Consider the following 21229-nt stretch of genomic DNA (forward strand, 5'->3'; position numbering starts at 1 on the left):
GCAGCTGCCTCGTTCCTGCGCCAGCTGCTACGTGTTCCTTGGTTGCTATGGGACCTGAGCCAGTACCGGCAACCCAAAAAACGCCCGTGCACAGGCGGTGGTGTGGGCGGCCAGGTCCTGTTCGCTTTCGCCACGGTGCACGGCCACTTCGCGCAGCACTTCGGTCAGGTAAGCCGGCTCGTTACGGCCGCTTTTCGGCTTGGGCCGCAGGGTGCGGGGCAGCAAATACGGGGCGTCGCTTTCGAGCATCAGGCGACCACGGGGGATGTCGCTTACCAGCGGGTGCAAATGGGTGCCACGGCGCTCGTCGCAGATCCAGCCGGTAATGCCGATATGCAGGTCCTGATCCAGATAGCTGAACAGCGCCTTTTTCTCGCCGGTAAAACAGTGCACAACAGCGGCCGGCAAGCGGTCACGGAAGTCACGCAGTATCTCCAGCAGACGCTGACTGGCGTCGCGCTCATGCAGAAAAACCGGTAGTTGCAGTTCCACGGCCAGTGCCAGATGTTCTTCCAGCACTTTCTCCTGCTGCGGGCGGGGCGAGAAGTCGCGGTTGAAATCCAGCCCGCATTCACCCACCGCCCGCACGTTGGGCTCTTTGAGCAAGGCCAGCAAACGCTGGGCACTTTCACCATTCCAGTCGCTGGCCGAATGCGGGTGAATACCCGCCGTGGTGAACAGACGTTGAGCGCTTTCGTCCAGCTCACGGCACAAATGCAAGGCCAGCTCACTGCCTTCAACGCTGGTGCCCGTAAGGATTAATTGCGCCACTCCGGCGGCGTAAGCACGGTCTAAAACCGCCTGGTGTTTGCCGTCGAAGCTTGGGTTGGTCAGGTTGACGCCGATATCGATGAGTTGCATGGTGCTACCTCAGGCCACAGACACGGAGCATATCAGAGCTGTGGATTTATAAGAAAAACCAAGAACTACAGACAGTTATGGTTGTCTTTGAATGCCGCGACAATGCAATGCCAGGCTTTCCACAAGGCGCATTGACTGTTTTGCGCGCTGTTTCCAGCGCTTAAAAGCCCTCAAAGGGGCAACCGGTTGTCGGTTAATCCGACAGGGTGCTGGGCTGTATTCTTTCCGGAGAACGGATGACAAGACCGACGCTATTGATTGCGCTGTGCCTGATGCTGCTGCCGATACCGGCACTGGCACGCCTGGCCGGACCCTTGCAGGCCGGGCAGCCGAGTCAGGTCCGCGATCTGGCGCAAATTCGCAGCAGTCAGGTGCTGCGGGTGCTGGTCAACCAAAGCCGCAACAGCTCGGGTGAAGTGCAAGGCCAGGACATTGGCGTTGAATATCATCGCTTGCGCGCATTCGAACGTTACCTCAACGGCCATGCCCGTGACGGTCAGGAAATCACCCTCAAGATCATCCCCAAATCCAAGGATCAGCTGCTCGGGGCCTTGTCCCGCGGTGAGGGCGATATTGTCGCCCCGGGGGAATTGATCGACTTCAAACCCGGCCGTGCCATCAGCCCCAGTGATCCGATCATCGACGATGTGCCATTGATGCTGGTGGGGATGAAAGGCGAGCGCCGTTTCACCCGTTTTGAACAACTCTCCGGCCGTACCGTGGCGCTGACCACCGGCAGTGCGGCCGGTGCCTCGGTGAATCTGATCAATCAGAAACTGGCCTTGCGCAAACTACCCCCGGTCAAGATCGAATGGGTGGACCCGACCCTGGCGGTGGAAGACGTGCTGGAGATGGTTCAGGCCGGTATTTTTCACCTCACCATCGTTGAGCAACCGATTGCCGAGCGCTGGGCAACGCTGATGCCCAAGCTGCGATTTGACCGCAAGGTGCTGGTCAACGAGCCTGAAGCGATACGCTGGTATGTGCGTCGCGATGCTTCGATGCTGCATGCCAGCATCGACCGCTTTCTGGCCGGCTACAAGGTGCCGGCGGATCAGGACGTTGCTTTTGAACGCGTGTATCGGCGCTTGTACCGGGTGCATTACCCCTTGGCCCGTGCCGACCGCCAGAAGCTCGAAAAACTGCGCCCGGTGCTGCAAAAACATGCCCGGCAACAGGGCATGGACTGGCTGAACCTGGCGGCGCTGGCGTTCAAGGAGTCGACCCTCGACCCCAACGCCAAGGGGATGGGCGGGGCCACCGGGCTGCTGCAAATCACCCCCTCGGCGGCGCAGCGGGTAGGGGTCAATAATATTCAAAACGTGGATAACAATGTGCAGGCCGGGGCCAGGTACCTGGCGTTGATCCGCCGCAAGTTCTTTTCCAGCCCCAAACTCAACGAGCGGGAGCGCATGGCCTTTGTGCTGGCGGCGTACAACATGGGCCCCGAGCGGGTGCAAGGCATGCGTGCCGAGGCCCGGCGGCGCGGCCTGAACCCCGATCAATGGTTCTTTCAGGTGGAACGTATTGCCATGGAGCAGGTGGGAATGGGTGCGGTCAGCTATGTTAATAGCGTGAACAAGTACTATTTGGCCTTCGATCGGGAACGCGATTCGCTGGAGCCTGTAAAAGCCGATTTTGCCTCACGCAAATAATCGAATAAACTGATTGGTATCTTGGGTTTATTCGGCTTTTAACATTATTAAAACTGATTAGTATGGCGAACATTCCCCAACTGATGACTTAAAGGATTTCACCATGAGCAAATTGATCCCAACCGTACTGGGCACCCGCGCAGGCTATGGCTTGACGGTTCTGCGCATCTTTGTCGGCGTCATCTTTGCGGCCCATGGCTCGCAAAAGCTGTTTGGCTGGTTTGGCGGTGGTGGTCTGGCGGGCACGGCGCAGTGGATGGAAAGCATCGGCCTGGGGCCTGGCACCCTGATGGCGGCACTGGCGGGCGGGACCGAGTTCTTTGGTGGCCTGGCCCTGATCATTGGCCTGCTGGCCCGTCCTGCGGCCCTGGGTCTGTCGTTTACCCTGCTGGTGGCGATTTTCTCGGTGCATATCCATAACGGCCTGTTCATGGCCAACAACGGTTATGAATTTGCCCTGGCCCTGCTGGGCGGCACCGTCGCGGTACTGATCGAAGGCGCTGGCAAGCTGTCTCTCGACCGTGGCATTGCCGAATAACCCACCGTTTTGTTGCAAGCTACACCGCCCCGGCCCGCAACGGCCCGGGGCTTTTTTTTGCTCCCCATTACCCATCCCGCGCAGCCCTCTGAGTGAACGTCGACCCTCAGAGGGTTCGACCTGCTGCCATTGCTTCGTCACAATCCCCTGCTGGCGTACCCGCCAGAAATAATTTGTTACATGCAATCAGGGATCTGTAATGAGCGACGAGAAAGACCAGGATACCCAACGCCCGGCCGATACCAGCCGCCGTCATTTCCTCGCCGGGGCTGCCGCACTGGGCGTAGGTGCAGTCGCCTTGAGCGCCTGCGGCACCAGTGAGCCTGACAGCCCCGCGCAAGCTCACCCGCTGACGCCGGTCGAACTGGACAAAAAACTCCGGGAGCAGGTCAAGACTGTCGTGGTGATCTATGCCGAGAACCGCAGCTTCAACAACCTGTTCGCCAACTTCCCCGGCGTGGAGAAACCCTTGTCGGCGCTCCAGCCCGCCGACTACCAGCAGCGCGACCGTGATGGCAGCCTGTTGCAGACCTTGCCCCCGGTCTGGGGCGGGATGTTGCAGGTGGGGCCGCAGACGGTCGATGGCGTGACCTATGCCCAAGGTGTGCAGTTCCAGGAGAACCTGCCCAATGCACCGTTCGCCCTGAAAGGGCCAAACCAGGAAGACCTGCCGCTGAATCTGGTGACCCGGGACCTGTGGCACGTGTTCTATCAGAACCAGATGCAGATCAACGATGGCAAAAACGACCAGTTCGTTGCCTGGGCAGACTCCGGTGGCCTCACCATGGGTTACTACCCCCAGACCCGGTACTCGCTGCGCTTGTGGGATGTGGCGCGGGAGTTTGTGCTGTGTGACAACTTTTTCCAGGGCGCCTTTGGCGGCTCGTACCTCAATCACCAGTACCTGATCAGCGCCGCTGTGCCGTTCTATCCGAATGCGGCCACCTCGGTGGCCGAGGCGCAGATCGCCGTGCTGCAAGGTGACGACCCAACCGGTACGCGCCTCAAGCCTCTGGACAAATCCCCGGCCAGTGCCATGACCGGCGCCCCGCAGTTTGGTCCCAGCGCCCTCACGCCAGACGGCTTTGCGGTGAACACCATGGCGCCGCCGTACTGGCCGACCTGGATCCGCGATCCCGAGCGCCCGGACTATGCCAAGCCCGACCTGCCGAGCGTACTGGTACCGCAAACCCACGAGCATATCGGCGACAAGTTGAGCAAAAAGAACATCGACTGGGCCTGGTACGCCGGTGCCTGGCAGAGCACGCTGGATGAGTTCAAGGGTGCGCAGGGCATGCCCAAGATCCCGAACTTCCAGTACCACCACCAGCCGTTCAACTACTTTGCGCAACAGGGCCCGCAAAACCCGGCCGAGCGCAGCAAGCGTCTGCGTGACGGTGGCCTGGGCGACGAGGCCAGTACCAATCGGTTCCTCGCCGACGCCGAGGCAGGCAAGCTGCCTGCAGTGAGTTTCTACAAGCCACAGGGCAACCTGAACATGCACGCGGGCTATGCGGATGTGGCCGCCGGTGACCGTCACCTGGACCGCGCCCTCAAGGTGCTGCGCAACAGCCCGCAGTGGCAGAACATGGTGGTGGTGCTTACGGTGGACGAGAACGGTGGCTGGTGGGACCACGTAGCGCCGCCCAAGGGCGATCGCTGGGGCCCTGGCACGCGAATCCCTGCGCTGGTGGTGTCGCCCTTTGCCCGCAAGGGCACGGTGGATCACACGGTGTATGACACGGCCTCGATCCTGCGCCTGATCACCCGTGTGCATCAGCTTGAGGTGCTTGACGGGCTCAAGCAGCGTGACGATGCAATGAAAGCCCGCGGGCAAACCCCCATGGGGGACCTGACCAACGCACTGCAGTTCTGACACTGTTCACCCGGTCGCGGGCCGTCTGGCGGGCCCGCGTCTGGAACGGGGGTTTTCGATGTACATGATTGTTGACAGTTGTAAGCAGGTTTCTCTAGGATGTTTTCTTGCGCCGATTTAAACAGCTACTTGCGGGGCGCCAGAGGGTCACAGACCTTCTAAGAGGCTTGAAACAGGCCTCGAAATACCGCTAAAGCGCTGGTTCGGTGTTGCCTCTCACCTGCCACGCAGAATCTTGAGGCGGAGAACCGACACATGAGTCACCCACGTCCCCTTGTACGTCTTGCGCCGATCACGGCCAATCTGACCCTGAGCAATCCAAAAATCCTTCTGGGCGGCAAGCATCAGCCAACGCTGCTGCGCTACCTGGACGGCTGGCCACGCCGCAAGGGTCGGGCCACCGCGTTTCTGATCCAGTTTGTGAAAGACGGCGATGAGTTGGCGCAATTTGCCAATGACCGTTTTGATCTGGCGGTGATTCAGTCCCCCAGCGCCGAGAATGCCGAGCGCGTGATCCGCAACCTGACCCGTGTGTGCCGTCAGGGGTTGATCACACTGCGCTGAATGCCTTGCCTGTAGGCGTGCGGCGGATGATCTTTTTTATGTCAGGTGATTCTGGAGGTCAGGCAGCACCGGCCAGCAAACTTTCATAAGGGATTTTCAGGCCGTCATGCAGGCGTTTGATCATTGTCAGGCTCAGCTTGCGTTTACGGTTCAGTACTTCGGAAACTCGGCCACTTGAGCCCAGGAATGGTTCCAGGTCACGAGGGGTCAAGCCCTGTTGCTCCATACGAAATTTAATCGCCTCAATGGGATCTGAAGGCGGCATTGGATGATGCTCGTCTTCGTATTTTTCAATCAAGAGCGCCAGGATTTCCAGTTCATCCCCTTCAGGAGAGCCGATTTCTGCGCCCCACAGTTGCTCCACCCGAGCAAATGCTGTGGTCAGGTCTTCTTCGGTACGAATGGGTTTGATGTTCATTACACAGTCTCCGCGTCGATCTGATCGTATTGGGCATGGGTGCCGACGAAACGTACAAAGCCGAGCTGGCGCGGATAATCTATTGCGAGAATCACCCGGTATTTGTTGCCAGCGATGTTGAAAACAACCCTGCTGCCTTTCAGGATGCTTGCTGTTCTTAGTTCCGCCTTCACCTCTTGCGGCGTGCGATAGACCGCTTTTTCCATATGGCGGTACCACTCAACGAGCGGTGTCTCGGAGTCGGCGTAAGTGGGACAGCTTTCCCAGAACTCACGCAAGGTAACTCTTGAAATTATCCTCAACTGAAGATCTCCCGTTTTGGGAGATCTTAGTCTGGTGTGACAGTCACGGCAAGCCCGTGTATCTGTTAGCAGCAACTGATCTGCCACGTGTTTTCGGGATTTTTCGCACAGGTTTGCCAATTGCTGGGGCGGTGGTTCGACGCCTATAGTCGGCGCTCGCCCTGGGGCGACCGGGTTTGGCGACTTGGAACTTGAACAATGGTTGCGTGCAGTTGTTGTGATATATGGCAGAGCGTGTATTTTTCATCGCGATGCTTTATGGCTGCTGTGCGTGGGAGATTTTCGGATCTGCCGGTATTCCTTGTTCTACCGGTTCGCCAACCCGCGTACAGCGGCCACCTGTTTCGTTTGGCGACGATAACTGATGGCTCCAACCCGCAACAAGGAGCATCAACTATGACTTTCTCACCGTTCATTCCGCTCACCGCCATCGACTGCACTATCCCCGCCTTGCTGATCGACCGTAACGCTCCCCTCGATGTACTCCACGCCAACGCCATTGCGCGCATTCTGGCTGTAACCCAACTGATGGAAATGTTCTCCAGCCGCGAAGTGCAAGAGGCCGATTCTGTTGACCTCAAACACGTGGCCACTGTCGCGACGCAATTGCTGCGCGATGGTTGTGACCTGCTCGATGTGTTGGGCTGGCGCTTGCGGCCCTCCTGATATCGTCTGTTTTACTGATGCGTTGAGTACATATCCGGCATTCGCGCTTAACTGGAAGATGGGTTCCGCCCTTACGGCGGGTCACTTTTTCCAGACGCCGAAAAAGTAACCAAAAAGGCTTGCCCCTGACGTACGGCCCTCGCTTCGCTCAGGTGTCCCTCGCTCCGGTCCCGCTCCGTGGGCACGCCGTGACGGGCCATCCTTGGCCCAACACGGCTCTCCCGGCATCCATGCCGGGAGAGCCACTGCGCAGAACCTCCACTCGGCCTCCCGAAGGGGCGGGCAGATCAAAAGCAATGCCCGCCGAGGCGGCCGACCGGCCGGCCTGTTTGGCGGCGAGGTCTGCGAGACTCGCACATCTCCTCTGTGGGAGCGGGCTTGCTCGCGATGGCATCGGCGCGATTCAACTCAAATACCGCGCGGCTTGCATCGCGAGCAAGCCCGCTCCCACAAGGGGGTGTGCAGTTTCAAGCCTTAACCTTTGCTTTTGCTGTAGCCACGGGATTAATCAAGCGACGCGAACGCCCATCACAGGTGGCTGAACGCAGGTGCTGTTATGGGGGTGGCGCGGCGTGCCCCCATAACAATGCCGGAGTGAAGGCACCGGGGGAGCCTGGGCGACCTCGGCCGTATGGTAGGGCAAGGACTTTTTGGTTCCTTTTGGGTCCTTACAAAAGGGACTCGCCGTAAGGGCAAAACCGACTTTTCAGTTAGACACGCATGCCGGATATGTACTCGGTGGCTCTGTTGTTTTTGCAACTGATTAGCAACTGATTAGCAGCGAATACAAGACTTGAGGCAGCCAGCTCCCGCCGTAGGCGCGGGAGCCGGTTTGTGCTGCCTTAGAAACGGTCCAGCCGATAAGGTTGCAGCGCTGGCAGCTCATGGCCGCTGCCAGTTGTTATCGGTTCTGCCAGCCGGGCGATGAGTTCGGCGGTTACTGCCGCTTGAGTCAGGCCCAGATGCTGGTGGCCGAAGGCGAGCAGTACTTTGCCGTGGCACACCCGGTCAATGATCGGCAGTGAGTCGGGCAGCGAAGGCCTGAAGCCCATCCAGGGCGTTGCACCTTCAGCGCTCAGGTCGCGGCTGAACAGGCCTTTGCTCAGGCGATGCAGCTGCCAGGCGCGCTCCATGCTCGGCGGCGCCTCCAGGCCCGCAAATTCAACCGTACCCGCCAGCCTCAAACCATCGGCCATCGGGGTCATGATGAATTTGCGCTCCAGTGAGGTGACGGCAAACGGCAGCCGGCCATGCTCGTGGGGCAGCATCAGGTGATAGCCGCGCTCGGTATCCAGCGGGACTTTTTTGCCGGTCAGGGCAGTGGTCAGTTTCGCCGAGTGGGCGCCGCAGGCGATCAGTACCCGGCGAGCTGTCACCCGGCCCTGGTCGGTGATCAAGGACACTCCGGCATCGTTCAGTTGCCCGCCCGTCACCTGCCGCTTGAGGAACTGTACTCCGCAGGTTTTGGCCGCCTCTACCAGTTCGCAAACAACGCGATAGGGGTCGATAAAGTGCCCCGTACTCGGGAAAAATAATCCGCCCTGAATCTGCTCGCTCAGTTGCGGCGCAGTTTCGCGAACGGCCCCGGCCTGCCAGAAATCAACCGGTACTTGTTGCTGACGCATGCGGGTCTGCAGCGCTTCGAGTGCCTGGCGCGATTCGGGGCGCTCGTACACCAGCAATGAGCCGTCTTCTTTCATCAATCCAGGGCAGTCAATGCCTTCCAGCAGCCGGTACCAGGCTGCCAGGCTGCTTTCGTTGAGCGCACGAATGCCGGCCACGGTGCGCTGGTAAGGTTCGGGGCGCAGGTTCAGTAACAGGCGCGTGAACCAGGGCAGGGCCCGTGGCATGTATTTCCAGTCCAGGCGCAAGGGGCCCATCGGGTCCATCAGCATGGCGGGCAAGCGCTTGAGAATGGACACGTCGGCTATGGGGAACACTTGTTCGGTCGCCAGATGCCCGGCATTGCCGAACGAGGCGCCCTGGCCGGGCTCCTCCCGGTCGAGGACGACTACCCGCAGGCCCTGGCGTGCCAGTTGCAGGGCGCAGGCGACGCCGATGATGCCGGCGCCCACGACCGCAATGTCCGCACCCTCGTGCGGACTGTTTGACGCGACGTGATCAGGCATTTTCCAGTACTTCTCTCTGACCATCGAGCAGGCGGCGCAGTTGCAGAGGGTTGGTGTGCTTGAGCGCGGTCGGCAACAAGCTGTCCGGGAAGTCCTGGTAGCAGACCGGGCGCAGGAAACGCAGGATCGCCGCGGTGCCGACCGAGGTGGTGCGCGTGTCCGAAGTCGCCGGGAACGGGCCGCCGTGAACCATGGCATCACACACTTCAACCCCCGTCGGCCAGCCATTGACCAGCAGGCGACCGGCCTTGCGTTCCAGCACCGGGAGCAAGGCCCTGGCACTCTCAAGGTCTGCATCATCCAGTTGCAGGGTGATGGTCAGCTGGCCTTCCAGATGCTCAAGCACCTGACGGATCTCGTGGTCATCCGCGCATTGCACCACCAGCGACGCAGCACCGAAGATCTCGGCTTGCAACGCCGCGTCGGCGAGGAAGTCCCTGGCCTGGGCCACGAACAGATGGGGCTGGCACTGATTCGGCGTGTTGCCCCGCACACCGGCGGCAACTTCCTGGGCGCTGGTCAGTTCCAGCAATGAGCCGACACCCGCTTCGTACGCCTGGTAAATCCCGGGGGTAAGCATGGTCTGCGCCTGGCTGCGCTGGACGAGGTCGGCAGCGGCGCTGATGAATTGATCCAGCGCCGGGCCCTGGCGGGCAATGACCAGCCCCGGGTTGGTGCAGAACTGGCCGGCGCCCTGTGTCAGGGAGGCAACGAAGCCTTGTGCCAGTGATTCGCCGCGCGCCTGCAGGGCGGCGGGGAAGAGTAATACCGGGTTGATCGAACTCATTTCCGCATACACCGGGATGGGTTCCGGGCGCGCTGCTGCGGCTTTGCACAGGGCGATACCGCCACTGCGCGAACCGGTGAAACCCACGGCCTTGATGCGCGGGTCGGTGACCAGGGCAATCCCCACTTCGCGGCCTGAGCCGAACAGCAGTGAAAAGACACCGGCGTGCAGGCCGGTTTTTTTCACCGCGCGGGCGATCGCGTGGCCTACCAGTTCGCTGGTGCCGGGGTGGGCGCTGTGGGCTTTGACGATCACCGGGCAACCGGCCGCCAGTGCCGATGCGGTGTCGCCACCGGCCACCGAGAAGGCCAGCGGGAAGTTGCTGGCGCCGAATACGGCCACCGGCCCCAGCGGTACCTGGCGTTGGCGCAGGTCGGAACGCGGCAGGGGCTGGCGCTCAGGCAGTGCGGTGTCGATCCGTACATCCAGCCATTCACCGGCACGCACGGTGCGGGCAAAGGTGCGCAGTTGATGGCAGGTGCGGCCGCGTTCACCCAGGATGCGCGGGCGTGGCAGGCCGGACTCGCTGACGGCGCGGTCGATCAGCTCATCGCCGATGGCTTCGATTTCATCGGCGATGGTTTCAAGGAAAGTGGCACGAGCCGCCAGTGGCATCTCGCGAAAGCTGTCAAAAGCCTCCCACGCCAAAGCGCACGCCTGCTCGACATGTTCGCCGGTGCCGCCGAGGTAGGCCGGTTCCAGCGCTGTGCCGGTGGCGGGGTTGATCGCCCGGATCGCTTCGCGGCTACCGGTGATGGCTTGCTGACCGATCAGCATGTTGCCTGTCAGAGTCATGGCGTGTTCCTGGAAAAATGGAATGGGTGTGTGGGCGAGCCCGCTCGCGAAGGTTTCAAGGACGTCGTGATTGTCCGGTAAGGCCTTCGCGAGCAGGCTCGCTCCCACAGAAGCACCGCTCGTTTAACTGAACGGAGTTGAGCGATCAGGCAACGTTCTGTTCGGCGGACCAGTTTTTGTACCACTGACGGAACAGGGCGTACTGGTTCTCGGCGTAATGACGCTGGGCATCGCTGAGCGCATCGGTCTCGTTGAAGTGCAGGGTGTATTCGGTGTCGCCATTGAGCACCATCAGGTGCTTGTAGTAGAGCACCAGGTCGGTGCCTTCATCGAACGACGACAGCACGCCAAGGGCTGCTTCCAGTTCACGGGCCAGAAGGCGGGCCTTGGGGTCGCCCTTGGCCGCTTGCTTGCTCAGGGCTACCAGTTGCAGCACTTCGCGTGGCAGGGCGTTGCCGATACCGGTAATGGCACCGGTGGCATTGCAGTTGACGAAACCGTGGACCACCTGGGTGTCGACACCGACCATCAGGGTTACGTCATCGTCCTTGGATGTGATGTGCTCTGCGGCGTAACGCATGTCGGCAGCACCACCGAACTCTTTGAAGCCGATCAGGTTCGGGTATTCGCGACGCAGTTCGAAGAACAGGTCGGCGCGGGTGGCGAAGCCGTAGTAAGGGCTGTTGTAGATCACGGCCGGCAGCTGCGGAGCTGCTTCAAGAATGGCGGCGAAGTGAGCTTTTTGCGCAGCAGGCGAGGCCGCACGGGACAGCAGGCGAGGAATCACCATCAGGCCCTGGGCGCCGACTTTGGCGGCGTGTGCTGCGTGGGATACCGCTTCGCGGCTGTTTACAGCACCGGTGCCAACGATGGTCGGGATGCCGGCAGCCACCAGGCGGGCCACGCCTTCCTGACGCTCGGCTTCGGTCAGCAGGGGCCAGTCACCCATGGAGCCGCAGTACACGACGGCGCTCATGCCGATATCGATCAGCTCGCGGCCCTTGGCGACCAGCGCGTCGAAGTCCGGTTTGCGCTCGGCGGTGCAAGGGGTCATCAGGGCAGGCATGCAACCGGTGAAGATGTTATCGCTCATTGTTATAACTCCTGGAGTCGTTTAGTCAGATGTGAGTGCAAAGGCGGGGGGCTTAAATGCCCCACGCAAAGGAATCCTGTTCGTCGATCAGCAGCGTGCTGTCGGCGGTCATAAAGGCCTGGCCAGTGATGAAAGGGCGAATGCGCTCGCCTTCCCACTGATAGCTGCCGATGAACTGGCTGCCCGTGATGCTGGCCTGCACCCAGGGCTCACCGGGGGCCAGTTTGCCGTCGGCCGCCAGGCACGCCAGTTTGGCGCTGGTGCCGGTGCCGCATGGCGAGCGGTCGTAGGCCTTGCCCGGGCACATGACAAAATTGCGGCTGTCGGCCTTGTCGTCGTCGGCAAACAATTCGATATGGTCGATGAGTGCGCCGCCTTCGCCATGGATGCCTTGTGCCTCAAGGGCCTTGAGCATCGCCCAGGTGTACTCGGTCAGGGCTTCAACGTTGTCCAGTTGCAGCGCCTGGCCATGATCCGAGACCAGGAAAAACCAGTTGCCGCCCCAGGCGATATCGCCGTAAACGCGGCCATGGCCTGGCACCTCGACGGCAACCTGCTGGCGGAAGCGGTAGGCGGGCACGTTGCCGACGGTCACGGTGCCGTCTTGATGCAAGGTGGCGCTGACCGGGCCGACCGGGGTGTCGATCTTGTGTTCGCCGGTCTCGATCAGCCCAAGGTGGTGCAGTGAAGCGACCAGACCAATGGTGCCGTGGCCGCACATGCCCAGGTAGCCGGCATTGTTGAAGAAGATCACGCCACAGGTGGCATCCGGCGACACCGGCTCGCAATACAGCGCGCCCACCAGCACATCGTTGCCACGGGGCTCCAGCAGGCAGGCCCGGCGCCATTGGTCATGCTGGTCGCGCAGCTCATCGCGCTGCTCGACCATGGTGCGGCCGGCCAGTTGCGGAAAGCCTTTGATCACTAGGCGGGTAGGTTCGCCGCCGGTGTGTGAATCAATGATATGTACTTGCTTCATAAACTTATCCCTTGGAAGAGAACAACGGCTGGGAAGACGGTGGCTAACGGTGTCTCAGGACGAAGTCTGGATAAACGCTCCCGTGGCGTGGCGGGGTGGCGTCTGGCTGGCAGGCTCCGTGGCTTCTTCGCTTTCCTCGTCGTCTTCCAGACGGACCATGTGTGCCGGTACGCCGGTGGCTGCCCCCCAGTAATAGATACCCGTGGCGCAGGCTGCGACAACCAGGGTGTCAAAAGGGTGAGCGAGCACGCCCAGGCCACCGAAGGTGCCGAGCTTGGACAGCACGATGGTCACGGCATAGAAGCCGATCAGCCACAAGGAAGAGCGCACTTGCTGGGCCAGGCTCAGGTGGTTGGTCGGTACAAAGCGGGCGCACAGCAGGTACACCACAAACATCACGATTTGCAGCCCAAGCAACCAGGACACGGTCTTCCAGCCTGACCAGTAGACGATCAGCGCAGCGACGATGAACGACAGCGGGCCCAGCACGGCCATCCACTTGACCCGGAACGGGCGCGGCATGTCGGGTGCGTTGCGGCGCAGCGCGGCCACGGACACCGGAGCCACGGCGTAGCTCAATACCAGCGCGGCGGAAACCACGTTGATCAGGGCTTCCCAGGAGGGGAACGGCAGGGTCCAGAACACCGACAGGCCAAAGGTCAGCCACAGCGCGGGGCGCGGAATACCGGACTTTTCATCGATGCGGGTAAACACTTTGAAGAATGTGCCGGTTTGCGCCCAGCCATAGATCACGCGCGGTGTGGCGTTCATGTAGATGTTGCCGCAGCCGCTTGGGGAGATCACCGCATCGGCCACCACCAGATAAGCCAGCCAGCCCACGCCCAGTGCCAGGGCGATGTCGCGATAGGGCAGGGCCAGTTCCTTGGTCACACCGGCCCAGCCGTTGGCCAGCATCTCGGTCGGCACGCCGCCGAGGAAGGCGACCTGCAACAGCACATAAATCACGGTAGACAGCAGGACCGACAGGATCAGGGCAATCGGGATGGTGCGTTGCGGGTTCTTGACTTCACTGGCCACCGAAATGATCGGGGTCAGGCCCAGGTAGGCGAAGATGATGCCGCCCGCGGAAACAGCCATCTGCACGCCCGAAAGACCGAAGGGAGCGAAGCCCTGGGAGTAGAGGTTTTCCGGCTTGAAGAAGGTGAACAGCACGCCGATGACCAGCAGCGGCACGATGAACTTGAACACGCTGACCAGGTTGTTGGCCATGGCGAAGGTCTTCACGCTGCGATAGTTGAGCATGAAGAACAGGCACAGCAGGCCGAATTGCAGGAGCCAGCCCAGGATCGAAGGATCACTGGAGCCTGCCTTGGTCAGCTCGGGGAACCAGGCCGCGGCGTATTGGCGAGCGGCGACCACTTCAATCGCCACCAGACTGGAAAATGCGATCAGGGTGATAAAGCCCATCAAGTACCCGAGCAGCGGCCCATGGGAATACACGGGGTAACGAATTACGCCACCGGCGCGGGGTAACGCAGCGCCCAGTTCACAGTAAACAATGCCCAACAGCAGCACAGAAAAACCGCCCAGCAGCCAGGAAAATATCCCCGCGGGCCCCGCAATTGCAGAAACGTGGCTGGCTGCAAACAACCAGCCGGAGCCGAAGATGGCACCCAGACCGATAAAGGTCAGGTCCATCAGTGAGAGCTGTTTCTTGAATTTGCCTTTACCTGACATAGAGTCGCCTTATTGTGAGTTTTTGGTTAGGCAGGTGTGATGTCATTTGCCATTGCGCCAAAACCGCTGGCGGGTGTGCAATGGCGCTAGATTGAACGTCCGGGCAGGTTTGCGATTGATGTTTTCCATTGAAGCCGATGACGAAATCAGCACAATATGTACAGGCGGCTTCAGCTTGTTCGAGTAGTGGGGGGGTGAGATTCATGACGCAGAATGCTTTTGCAATCCTGGGCCAGGGGAGCGGCCTGAGCCGGCCGCAGACCCTTGAAGAGTTGCTGTCAGGCGTGGCGCTGTTGCTGCCGATGCTGGACGTGATTCCCAATGCGGCGATTTTTATCAAGGACAACCAGGCGCGCTATGTATTGGCCAATCGCACGCTGGTGCAGCGTTGCGGGCTCAAGCAACTGCAACCCTTGCTGGGCAAAACCAGCGCCGAGGTATTCCCGGAGCAACTGGGACCTGGCTATACCGAGCAGGATCGCCGGGTGCTGGAGCAGGGCTTTGTGCTGGAGGACCAGCTGGAGCTGCATCTGTACGGCAGTCGTGAGCCGGGTTGGTGCCTGACGCACAAGCGGCCCCTGTACAACCGTGACGGCGAAATCATCGGCCTGGCCGGGATCTCGGTGGACCTGCAGTCGGCCAGTGACACGCACCCGGCCTACCAGCGGCTGGCGGCGGTGGATGAGCATATTCGTACGCATTTCAATCGGCGCGTCACCCTGGGCGAGCTGACGCGTATTGCCGGGATTTCTGTGGCGCAGCTGGAGAGGTATTGCAAACGGGTGTTCCACCTGACGCCTCGGCAGATGATCCAGAAGGTTCGTCTGGAGCACGCCCACCGCCTGCTGCTGACGGACATCCCCATCACCGAAGTTGCACTGCAGTGCGGCTATACCGACCACAGTGCGTTCACCCGCCAGTTCAAGGCATTGACCGGCTTTACGCCGCGTCAGTACCGGCAGGCCACGGCGCCCTGAGCGTCAGGGTTACGGGTAGTCGATCGCGACGATATACACCCACTGCTCCCCGGTGGGTGTTTGCACCTGGACTTCGGCATCCAGTGACTTGCCGATCAGCGCCCGGGCCAGGGGCGAGTCGATACTGATCAGGCCCAGCTTGAGGTCCAGCTCATCGGGCCCGACGATGCGGTAGCGCGACTGCTTGCCTTCCTCATCCTCGATGGTGACCCAGGCGCCGAAATAGACCTTGTTCGGATCGCTGGGTTTTTCGCTGACGACCTTGAGGCTTTCAAGACGTTTGGTCAGAAAACGCACACGGCTGTCGATCTCGCGGAGCATTTTTTTGCCATAGGTGTATTCGGCGTTCTCCGAGCGGTCACCCTGGGCTGCGGCTTCGCTGACCGACTGCGTCACCTGGGGTCTGCGAACGTGCCACAACTCGTGCAATTCGGCACGCATGCGCGCCTCACCTTCAGGGGTGATCAGCGCGGTGCCGGCAGGGCGGGGAGGGCGATAGCGGCTCATGGGCAATCCATTGTCAGTGAAGGGCGCGAGTCTATCAGCCCTCGCGCAACACGGTTAGCGGGCTGGCATTGAGTGCCCGGCGCGTGCCGAACACACCTGCACCGCCGACCATCAGGGCGCCCAGCACGGGCAATAGCAGCAGCCACGGATGCGGACTCCACGGCAGGTCAAAGGCGAAGCGGTACAGCACCAGACTGACCAGTTCGGCGCCCAGGGCGGCGAGCAGGCCGCTGGTGGCGCCGAGCAGGCCGAACTCGATGCGCCGGGCCTTGACCAGCAGTTGACGCTCGGCCCCCAGTGCCCGCAGCAGGGCGCCCTGGCGAATACGTTCGTCCAGGGTCGATTGCAGGCCGGAAAACAGCACCGCCATGCCCGCCGCCAACACAAACAGCAGCACGTACTCCACGGCAATGGTCACTTGCGCAAGGATGCTGCGCAGCTGCTCAAGCAACGCTTCGATGGGCAAGATGGTCACCGCCGGAAAGCTGCGCGACAGCTCGATGATTTCCTTGTCGTGCCCCGGGGCCAGGTAAAAGCTGGTGAGGTAGGTGGCGGGCAAGTCCTGCAAGGTGCCCGGTTGGAAAATCATGAAAAAGTTGGGCTGGAAGTTGTCCCAGTTGATGCTGCGCAAACTGGTGACCCGGGCTTCGCGACTGACCCCGGCAATGGTGAAGGTCAGGTGATCGCCCAGTTTCAGTTTGAGGCTTTCGGCGACTTTGGCTTCGACCGAAACGCCAGGCACATCCCCGGCAGGCTGCTGGGTCCACCAGGTGCCTGCGGTCAGTTCGTTGCCCTCGGGCAGGTTGGCGGCCCAGGTCAGGCTCAGGTCGCGCTGGATGGCCTTGTCGCCGCTGGAGTCCTTGCTGACGATGTCTTGCACCGGCTCGCCATTGATGCTGATCAGTCGCCCCGGGATCACCGGGTACAGCGGCGCAGCCTGGGCCTGAAGGGTCATCAGGCGGGCACCGAAGGCGTCCTTGTCGGCTGGCAGGATGTTGAGGGCAAAGTAGTTGGGCGCGTTTTTCGGCAGCTGGTTTTGCCAGGTGTCGAGCAGCTCGCCGCGCAGCAGGGCGATCAGGGCCATCGACAACAGGATCAGGCCGAACGCCAGGGCCTGGCCTGCAGCGGCCAGCGGGTGACGCAACAGCTGGCCCAAGCCCAGGCGCCAGGGCAGAGAGGCCCGTGCCAGCAGACGGCGCAGGCTTTGCAGGCCCAGCAGCAGGATGCCGCCAAGCACCACGGCGGCAATCACGCCACCGCCGAGCAGGGCGAAGGTCAGTACCAGGTCCAGGCTCATGCGCCACATGATCAGCCCAAGTGCCAGCAGGGCTGCACCGTAGACGGTCCAGGTGCTGGCCGGAATCGGCAGCATGTCGCGGCGTAAAACCCGCAGCGGCGGTACGCGGCCCAGCGCTGCCAGCGGCGGCAAGGCAAAACCGGCCAGGGCCACCAGCCCGGTGCCCATTCCGGCGATCGCCGGGATCAAGCCTCCCGCGGGTACATTGGCCGGCAGCAGGTCGTGCAGCAGGGCGAACAGACCAAGCTGCGCCAGCCAGCCGAGCAGGGCGCCGGCAAGGCTGGCCAGCAGACCGAGTACGGCCAGTTGCAGGGTGAACAGTAACAGGGCTTCGCGCCGTGACAGGCCCAGGCAGCGGAGCAGGGCACTGGCATCGAAGCGTCGATTGGCAAAGCGTGTGGCAGACAGGGCCACGGCCACGCCCGCCAGCAGCACCGCCACCAGGCTGGCCATATTCAAGTAGCGCTCGGCCTTGCCCAGCGCGCCGCCGATTTGCCGGTTGCCATCTCGGCCGTCCAGCAGGCGCTGGTTGGCGTCCAGGCCGGGTTTGATCTCCTGTCGATAGGACTCAAGTGCCGGCGCTTCCCCGCGCCACAGCTCGCGGTACGCGACGCGGCTACCCGGCTGCACGATGCCTGTAGCGGCCAGGTCGTCCAGATTGATCAGTACCCGGGGAGTGAGGCTGTACAAGTTGCCGGCGCGGTCCGGTTCATACGTCAGAACGCGTGTGATGCGCACGGTTTTGGAGCCGACATCGATTTCATCGCCGATCTTGAGGTCCAGCGCGGTCAGCAATCGGGCTTCGGCCCAGGCTTCTCCGGGCTTAGGGCCACCGCCGGCCTGTTCTTCGGCATAGGGCTGGGGCGCACTCTTCAGTTCGCCGCGCAACGGGTAAGCGTCGTCTGCCGCCTTGATGCTGGAAAGCTGGATGCCGTTGTCGGTCGCAATCACGCTGGCAAATTCGACCACGCGGGCATGTTTGAGGCCCAGATCAGTGCCCGTCCTGATTTGCTCTTCGCGGGCCGGGGAGCTGCCATCGAGCACCAGATCGGCGCCCAGGAACTCGGTGGCGCGCAACAGCATCGCGCCATTGAGGCGGGCACCGAAGTAACCGATGGCCGTGCTGGCCGCGACGGCGACCAGCAGGGCAAAGAACAGTACGCGCAACTCACCGGCGCGGGCATCGCGCAGCAATTGGCGTACGGCTAGACTTAGCAGGCGCAACAGCGGCAGGCGTGCCATCAGGGCTCCAGAGGGCCGACCAGATGGCCAGCTTCAAGACGGATCAGGCGCCGGCAACGATGGGCCAGGCGTTCGTCATGGGTCACCAGCACCAGGGTGGTGCCGCGTTCCTTGTTCAACTCGAAGAGCAGGTCGGTGATGCGTTCACCGGTGTGGCTGTCCAGGTTGCCGGTGGGTTCATCGGCAAACAGCACGTCCGGATTGGCGGCAAACGCCCGGGCAATGGCCACCCGCTGTTGCTCACCGCCGGACAGTTGACGCGGTGAATGGCTCAGGCGCTGGCCCAAGCCGACGCGCTCCAGCAGATGACGGGCATGCTCGCGGGCATCTTTGCGGCCCTCCAGCTCCAGCGGCAACATGACGTTTTCCAGGGCGTTGAGGCTGTCGAGCAGCTGGAACGACTGAAACACAAAACCCACGTGTTCGGCCCGCACCCGTGCGCGCTGGTCTTCGTCCAGGGTGCTCAGGGCCCGGCCTGCCAGAATCACTTCACCCTGGCTGGGCAGGTCCAGGCCTGCGAGCAAGCCCAGCAGCGTTGACTTGCCGGAGCCGGATGCGCCCACGATCGCCAGGCTGTCGCCCTTGTCCAGTTCAAGGCTCAGGGGGTGGAGGATGGTCAACTCGCCTTCCGCGCTGGGAACCACTTTGCTAAGGTTCTGCGCGGTGAGAATACTTTCGCCCATGGAGAATCCAATGCGTGTGTGGTTTTTAAGTGCTGCTCTGGCCCTGATGTGCATGGCGCAGACGGCAACGGCGGGAACAATCTTGATCGTTGGCGATAGTATCAGCGCGGCTTTCGGCCTGGATACCCGTCTGGGATGGGTGTCGTTGCTCGAACAAAGGCTCAGGGAGCAAGGATACGACGACAAGGTGGTCAACGCGTCGATCAGCGGAGACACCAGTGCCGGGGGGCTTGCGCGGTTGCCTGCGCTGCTTGCAGAGCATAAACCTGATGTGGTGATTGTGGAGCTGGGAGGCAATGATGGCCTGCGTGGCCAGTTGCCAGCTCAATTGAAACAAAATCTTGCGGGCATGATTGACGCCTCGCAACAGGCGGGTGCCAAGGTACTGCTGCTGGGGATGCAGTTGCCACCCAATTATGGTGCTCGATACACCCGGGCTTTTGCTGCGGTTTATGCCGAGCTGGGCCAGGAGAAAAAGGTCGCGCTGGTGCCGTTTTTCCTTGAGGGAGCGGGGGGCAAGCCCGAGTTGATGCAAGCCGATGGCATCCACCCGGCGGTCGGGGCGCAGGGGCTTTTGCTGGATAATGTGTGGCCGGCGCTAAAACCCCTGCTTTGATGCTTCTCTAGCGGCAGTGTTTCGGCTAAGGTGGCGCCCCCCCGATTTGGAGCCCCCGATGTCGCGTCCTGCCTGGTCTTTATATGCCTATCAACTGATCGAGCCCGATGAGCAGCTCGATTTGTTCGCCTGCCAGGAGGTACGGGTGCATCTGGTGACGCGTCAACTGGAGCTGGGAGGCACCATTGACCGTACGTTATGTGGCTCATTGCTGCCGGCACAGCCGCGCTGGTCGGATGTCACGCGCAAGGTCTTCCAGGACCATCGGCTATGCCCGCTGTGCCGGGCGATTATCGAGTCGCAGCGCCGTGGCACCGAGCCTATCTGGCCAGAGTTGCGCTTTGAGTTGTAGCGTTACCCTTTGAACTATGATGTTACGTGTTTGACGCCTAGCCGGCTCACGATCCCGTGGGCGCGGTGTACACTCCCTTTTTTGTCCCCGTTGATTATGCGAAGGATGTTCCGGATGTTGTCGCGCCTACCTGCAGTCACCCGTTACCTGTCAGTTGCCGCACTTTGTGTTGCGGGTCCCGCTGTTGCGCTCGAGTTCCCGCTGCCGCCACCCGGTGAAGATGTCGTTGGTCAGGTGCAGGTCATCAAGGGCAAGTACGAAGATTCCTTTGCTGATTTGGGCAACACGTACGAGCTGGGCTATTCGGAAATGATTGCCGCCAACCCGGGGATCGATGCCTGGTTACCGGTCAAGAAAAACCCGGATGGCACGATAGTGGACACCGATATCGTGTTGCCGACCCAGTTCATCCTGCCGCCGGGCAAGCGTGAAGGGATCGTGATCAACCTGGCCGAGTACCGGTTGTACTACTTCCCCAAAGACCAGAACAAGGTCTATACCTTCCCGCTGGGCATTGGCCGCGAAGGCTGGGGCTCGCCTTTGGGGCAGACCAAGGTCACCGCCAAAACCCCTAACCCGACCTGGACACCGCCGGCCTCGATCAAGGCCGAGCACGCCAAAAACGGTGATCCGCTGCCGAACGTAGTGCCTGCCGGGCCGGATAACCCTTTGGGCCCGTTCAAGTTCACCCTCGGCATGCCGGGTTACCTGATTCATGGCTCGAACGCAAAATTCGGCATCGGTACAGGGACCAGCCATGGCTGCTTCCGCATGCTCAACAAGAACGTGCTGCAAATGTCGCAGATGGTGCCTGTCGGTACGCCGGTGCGAATCATTAACGAGCCCTACAAGATTGGCGTCAGTGGCGGCAAGGTATTGCTCGAGGTGCATGAGCCCCTCAATGTCAAAGATGGTTCCCTGGTGGCCGTCAGCGACAAGTCCCACTTGACCCCTGAAGACTTGCAGAACAAGTACGCCGGGTTTATGAACTTTCTGCTAAAGCACAAAGACCTGGAAAACAGGATCTCGATAGACAAGGACAAGGCGTTCCCTGTAGTGGGTGCCGAGACCGGTATACCTGCAGAGATCGGCATTTCCAATGCGCCAATGTCTGCTGGCCCGTCACTGGATTACGTGCAGTAAGCCCATACTTAAAAAGCCGCCGCGGTTAATACCCCGGCGGCTTTTTATTGC

The 21229-nt window shown here is 61.3% G+C and carries 20 protein-coding genes; 9 read left to right on the top strand and 11 right to left on the bottom strand.

The window, feature by feature from the left end; translation table 11 throughout:
• Positions 1–45: 45 nt before the first annotated feature.
• Positions 46–861 carry a TatD family hydrolase gene (locus tag ACZRMS_RS03135; RefSeq protein WP_463994085.1) on the bottom strand — a complete coding sequence of 272 codons (816 nt, stop codon included), beginning with the start codon at positions 859–861 and terminating at the stop codon, positions 46–48.
• A 236-nt stretch (positions 862–1097) separates the two neighbouring features.
• Between ACZRMS_RS03135 and ACZRMS_RS03140 the strand changes: the two genes are divergently transcribed.
• From ACZRMS_RS03140 to ACZRMS_RS03155, 4 genes are all read left to right on the top strand, one after another.
• Entirely contained in the window at positions 1098–2516 is a 1419-nt protein-coding gene (locus ACZRMS_RS03140; RefSeq protein ID WP_463994086.1) for an MltF family protein, read from the top strand.
• 103 nt (positions 2517–2619) lie between these two features.
• Positions 2620–3054 carry a DoxX family protein gene (locus tag ACZRMS_RS03145; protein WP_463994087.1) on the top strand — a complete coding sequence of 145 codons (435 nt, stop codon included), beginning with the start codon at positions 2620–2622 and terminating at the stop codon, positions 3052–3054.
• A 199-nt stretch (positions 3055–3253) separates the two neighbouring features.
• Positions 3254–4930, top strand: coding sequence for an acid phosphatase (locus ACZRMS_RS03150; protein WP_463994088.1), 1677 nt, complete (start codon positions 3254–3256; stop codon positions 4928–4930).
• Positions 4931–5185: 255 nt separating this feature from the next.
• On the top strand, positions 5186–5494 hold the full coding sequence (locus ACZRMS_RS03155) for a class I SAM-dependent methyltransferase (RefSeq protein WP_463994089.1): 309 nt from the start codon (positions 5186–5188) through the stop codon (positions 5492–5494).
• Between the two features lie 58 nt (positions 5495–5552).
• Here ACZRMS_RS03155 and ACZRMS_RS03160 read toward each other — a convergent pair whose 3' ends face one another.
• Together ACZRMS_RS03160 and ACZRMS_RS03165 are read right to left on the bottom strand one after the other, a co-directional pair.
• The gene (locus ACZRMS_RS03160; protein WP_463994090.1) at positions 5553–5912 is read right to left on the bottom strand and encodes a helix-turn-helix domain-containing protein; all 360 of its coding nucleotides are present in this window, start codon (positions 5910–5912) and stop codon (positions 5553–5555) included.
• Entirely contained in the window at positions 5912–6214 is a 303-nt protein-coding gene (locus ACZRMS_RS03165; RefSeq protein WP_463994091.1) for a type II toxin-antitoxin system HigB family toxin, read from the bottom strand. The genes ACZRMS_RS03160 and ACZRMS_RS03165 overlap by 1 nt, the downstream gene beginning before the upstream one ends.
• 396 nt (positions 6215–6610) lie before the next feature.
• Here ACZRMS_RS03165 and ACZRMS_RS03170 point away from each other — a divergent pair, with 396 nt between their 5' ends.
• Entirely contained in the window at positions 6611–6880 is a 270-nt protein-coding gene (locus ACZRMS_RS03170) for a short-chain dehydrogenase (RefSeq protein WP_463994092.1), read from the top strand.
• A gap of 842 nt (positions 6881–7722) precedes the next feature.
• Here ACZRMS_RS03170 and ACZRMS_RS03175 read toward each other — a convergent pair.
• The 5 genes from ACZRMS_RS03175 to ACZRMS_RS03195 all read right to left on the bottom strand — a co-directional run bounded on the left by ACZRMS_RS03175 (position 7723) and on the right by ACZRMS_RS03195 (position 14361).
• Positions 7723–9009 carry an NAD(P)/FAD-dependent oxidoreductase gene (locus ACZRMS_RS03175; RefSeq protein ID WP_463994093.1) on the bottom strand — a complete coding sequence of 429 codons (1287 nt, stop codon included), beginning with the start codon at positions 9007–9009 and terminating at the stop codon, positions 7723–7725.
• On the bottom strand, positions 9002–10591 hold the full coding sequence (locus ACZRMS_RS03180; protein WP_463994094.1) for an aldehyde dehydrogenase (NADP(+)): 1590 nt from the start codon (positions 10589–10591) through the stop codon (positions 9002–9004). Before ACZRMS_RS03180 ends, ACZRMS_RS03175 begins: the two co-directional genes overlap by 8 nt.
• 145 nt (positions 10592–10736) lie before the next feature.
• Positions 10737–11684: a dihydrodipicolinate synthase family protein gene (locus ACZRMS_RS03185; RefSeq protein ID WP_463994095.1), complete on the bottom strand. Its 948-nt coding sequence runs from the start codon at positions 11682–11684 to the stop codon at positions 10737–10739.
• Positions 11685–11736: 52 nt separating this feature from the next.
• Complete coding sequence (locus ACZRMS_RS03190) at positions 11737–12663, bottom strand: 4-hydroxyproline epimerase (RefSeq protein ID WP_463994096.1); 927 nt, start codon at positions 12661–12663, stop codon at positions 11737–11739.
• A 54-nt stretch (positions 12664–12717) separates the two neighbouring features.
• A complete protein-coding gene (locus tag ACZRMS_RS03195; RefSeq protein WP_463994097.1) occupies positions 12718–14361 on the bottom strand; it encodes an APC family permease in 1644 nt (547 codons plus the stop codon).
• Positions 14362–14564: 203 nt separating this feature from the next.
• Here ACZRMS_RS03195 and ACZRMS_RS03200 point away from each other — a divergent pair, with 203 nt between their 5' ends.
• Positions 14565–15338: a PAS domain-containing protein gene (locus tag ACZRMS_RS03200; RefSeq protein WP_463994098.1), complete on the top strand. Its 774-nt coding sequence runs from the start codon at positions 14565–14567 to the stop codon at positions 15336–15338.
• 9 nt (positions 15339–15347) lie between these two features.
• On the opposite strand, the gene greB is transcribed toward ACZRMS_RS03200, so the two are convergent.
• Genes greB through ACZRMS_RS03215 form a run of 3 tightly spaced genes read right to left on the bottom strand, consistent with a single transcriptional unit; the run spans position 15348 to position 19067 of the window.
• Positions 15348–15845: a transcription elongation factor GreB gene (gene greB, locus ACZRMS_RS03205; protein ID WP_463994099.1), complete on the bottom strand. Its 498-nt coding sequence runs from the start codon at positions 15843–15845 to the stop codon at positions 15348–15350.
• Positions 15846–15879: 34 nt separating this feature from the next.
• Complete coding sequence (locus ACZRMS_RS03210; RefSeq protein ID WP_463994100.1) at positions 15880–18384, bottom strand: ABC transporter permease; 2505 nt, start codon at positions 18382–18384, stop codon at positions 15880–15882.
• Entirely contained in the window at positions 18384–19067 is a 684-nt protein-coding gene (locus tag ACZRMS_RS03215; RefSeq protein ID WP_463994101.1) for an ABC transporter ATP-binding protein, read from the bottom strand. Before ACZRMS_RS03215 ends, ACZRMS_RS03210 begins: the two co-directional genes overlap by 1 nt.
• Positions 19068–19077: 10 nt before the next feature.
• Here ACZRMS_RS03215 and ACZRMS_RS03220 point away from each other — a divergent pair, with 10 nt between their 5' ends.
• From ACZRMS_RS03220 to ACZRMS_RS03230, 3 genes are all read left to right on the top strand, one after another.
• Positions 19078–19683: an arylesterase gene (locus tag ACZRMS_RS03220; RefSeq protein WP_463994102.1), complete on the top strand. Its 606-nt coding sequence runs from the start codon at positions 19078–19080 to the stop codon at positions 19681–19683.
• A 58-nt stretch (positions 19684–19741) separates the two neighbouring features.
• Entirely contained in the window at positions 19742–20035 is a 294-nt protein-coding gene (locus ACZRMS_RS03225) for a hypothetical protein (RefSeq protein WP_003446817.1), read from the top strand.
• 114 nt (positions 20036–20149) lie between these two features.
• Entirely contained in the window at positions 20150–21178 is a 1029-nt protein-coding gene (locus ACZRMS_RS03230) for a L,D-transpeptidase family protein (RefSeq protein ID WP_463994103.1), read from the top strand.
• Positions 21179–21229 lie beyond the last annotated feature (51 nt).

It is taken from the genome of Pseudomonas sp. B424 (assembly GCF_055408345.1).

Coding starts and splice junctions, on each gene's coding strand:
- ACZRMS_RS03135 (WP_463994085.1), bottom strand. CDS start 861: ATGCAACTCATCGATATCGGCGTCAACCTGACCAACCCAAGCTTCGAC.
- ACZRMS_RS03140 (WP_463994086.1), top strand. CDS start 1,098: ATGACAAGACCGACGCTATTGATTGCGCTGTGCCTGATGCTGCTGCCG.
- ACZRMS_RS03145 (WP_463994087.1), top strand. CDS start 2,620: ATGAGCAAATTGATCCCAACCGTACTGGGCACCCGCGCAGGCTATGGC.
- ACZRMS_RS03150 (WP_463994088.1), top strand. CDS start 3,254: ATGAGCGACGAGAAAGACCAGGATACCCAACGCCCGGCCGATACCAGC.
- ACZRMS_RS03155 (WP_463994089.1), top strand. CDS start 5,186: ATGAGTCACCCACGTCCCCTTGTACGTCTTGCGCCGATCACGGCCAAT.
- ACZRMS_RS03160 (WP_463994090.1), bottom strand. CDS start 5,912: ATGAACATCAAACCCATTCGTACCGAAGAAGACCTGACCACAGCATTT.
- ACZRMS_RS03170 (WP_463994092.1), top strand. CDS start 6,611: ATGACTTTCTCACCGTTCATTCCGCTCACCGCCATCGACTGCACTATC.
- ACZRMS_RS03175 (WP_463994093.1), bottom strand. CDS start 9,009: ATGCCTGATCACGTCGCGTCAAACAGTCCGCACGAGGGTGCGGACATT.
- ACZRMS_RS03180 (WP_463994094.1), bottom strand. CDS start 10,591: ATGACTCTGACAGGCAACATGCTGATCGGTCAGCAAGCCATCACCGGT.
- ACZRMS_RS03185 (WP_463994095.1), bottom strand. CDS start 11,684: ATGAGCGATAACATCTTCACCGGTTGCATGCCTGCCCTGATGACCCCT.
- ACZRMS_RS03190 (WP_463994096.1), bottom strand. CDS start 12,663: ATGAAGCAAGTACATATCATTGATTCACACACCGGCGGCGAACCTACC.
- ACZRMS_RS03195 (WP_463994097.1), bottom strand. CDS start 14,361: ATGTCAGGTAAAGGCAAATTCAAGAAACAGCTCTCACTGATGGACCTG.
- ACZRMS_RS03200 (WP_463994098.1), top strand. CDS start 14,565: ATGACGCAGAATGCTTTTGCAATCCTGGGCCAGGGGAGCGGCCTGAGC.
- greB (WP_463994099.1), bottom strand. CDS start 15,845: ATGAGCCGCTATCGCCCTCCCCGCCCTGCCGGCACCGCGCTGATCACC.
- ACZRMS_RS03210 (WP_463994100.1), bottom strand. CDS start 18,384: ATGGCACGCCTGCCGCTGTTGCGCCTGCTAAGTCTAGCCGTACGCCAA.
- ACZRMS_RS03215 (WP_463994101.1), bottom strand. CDS start 19,067: ATGGGCGAAAGTATTCTCACCGCGCAGAACCTTAGCAAAGTGGTTCCC.
- ACZRMS_RS03220 (WP_463994102.1), top strand. CDS start 19,078: ATGCGTGTGTGGTTTTTAAGTGCTGCTCTGGCCCTGATGTGCATGGCG.
- ACZRMS_RS03225 (WP_003446817.1), top strand. CDS start 19,742: ATGTCGCGTCCTGCCTGGTCTTTATATGCCTATCAACTGATCGAGCCC.
- ACZRMS_RS03230 (WP_463994103.1), top strand. CDS start 20,150: ATGTTGTCGCGCCTACCTGCAGTCACCCGTTACCTGTCAGTTGCCGCA.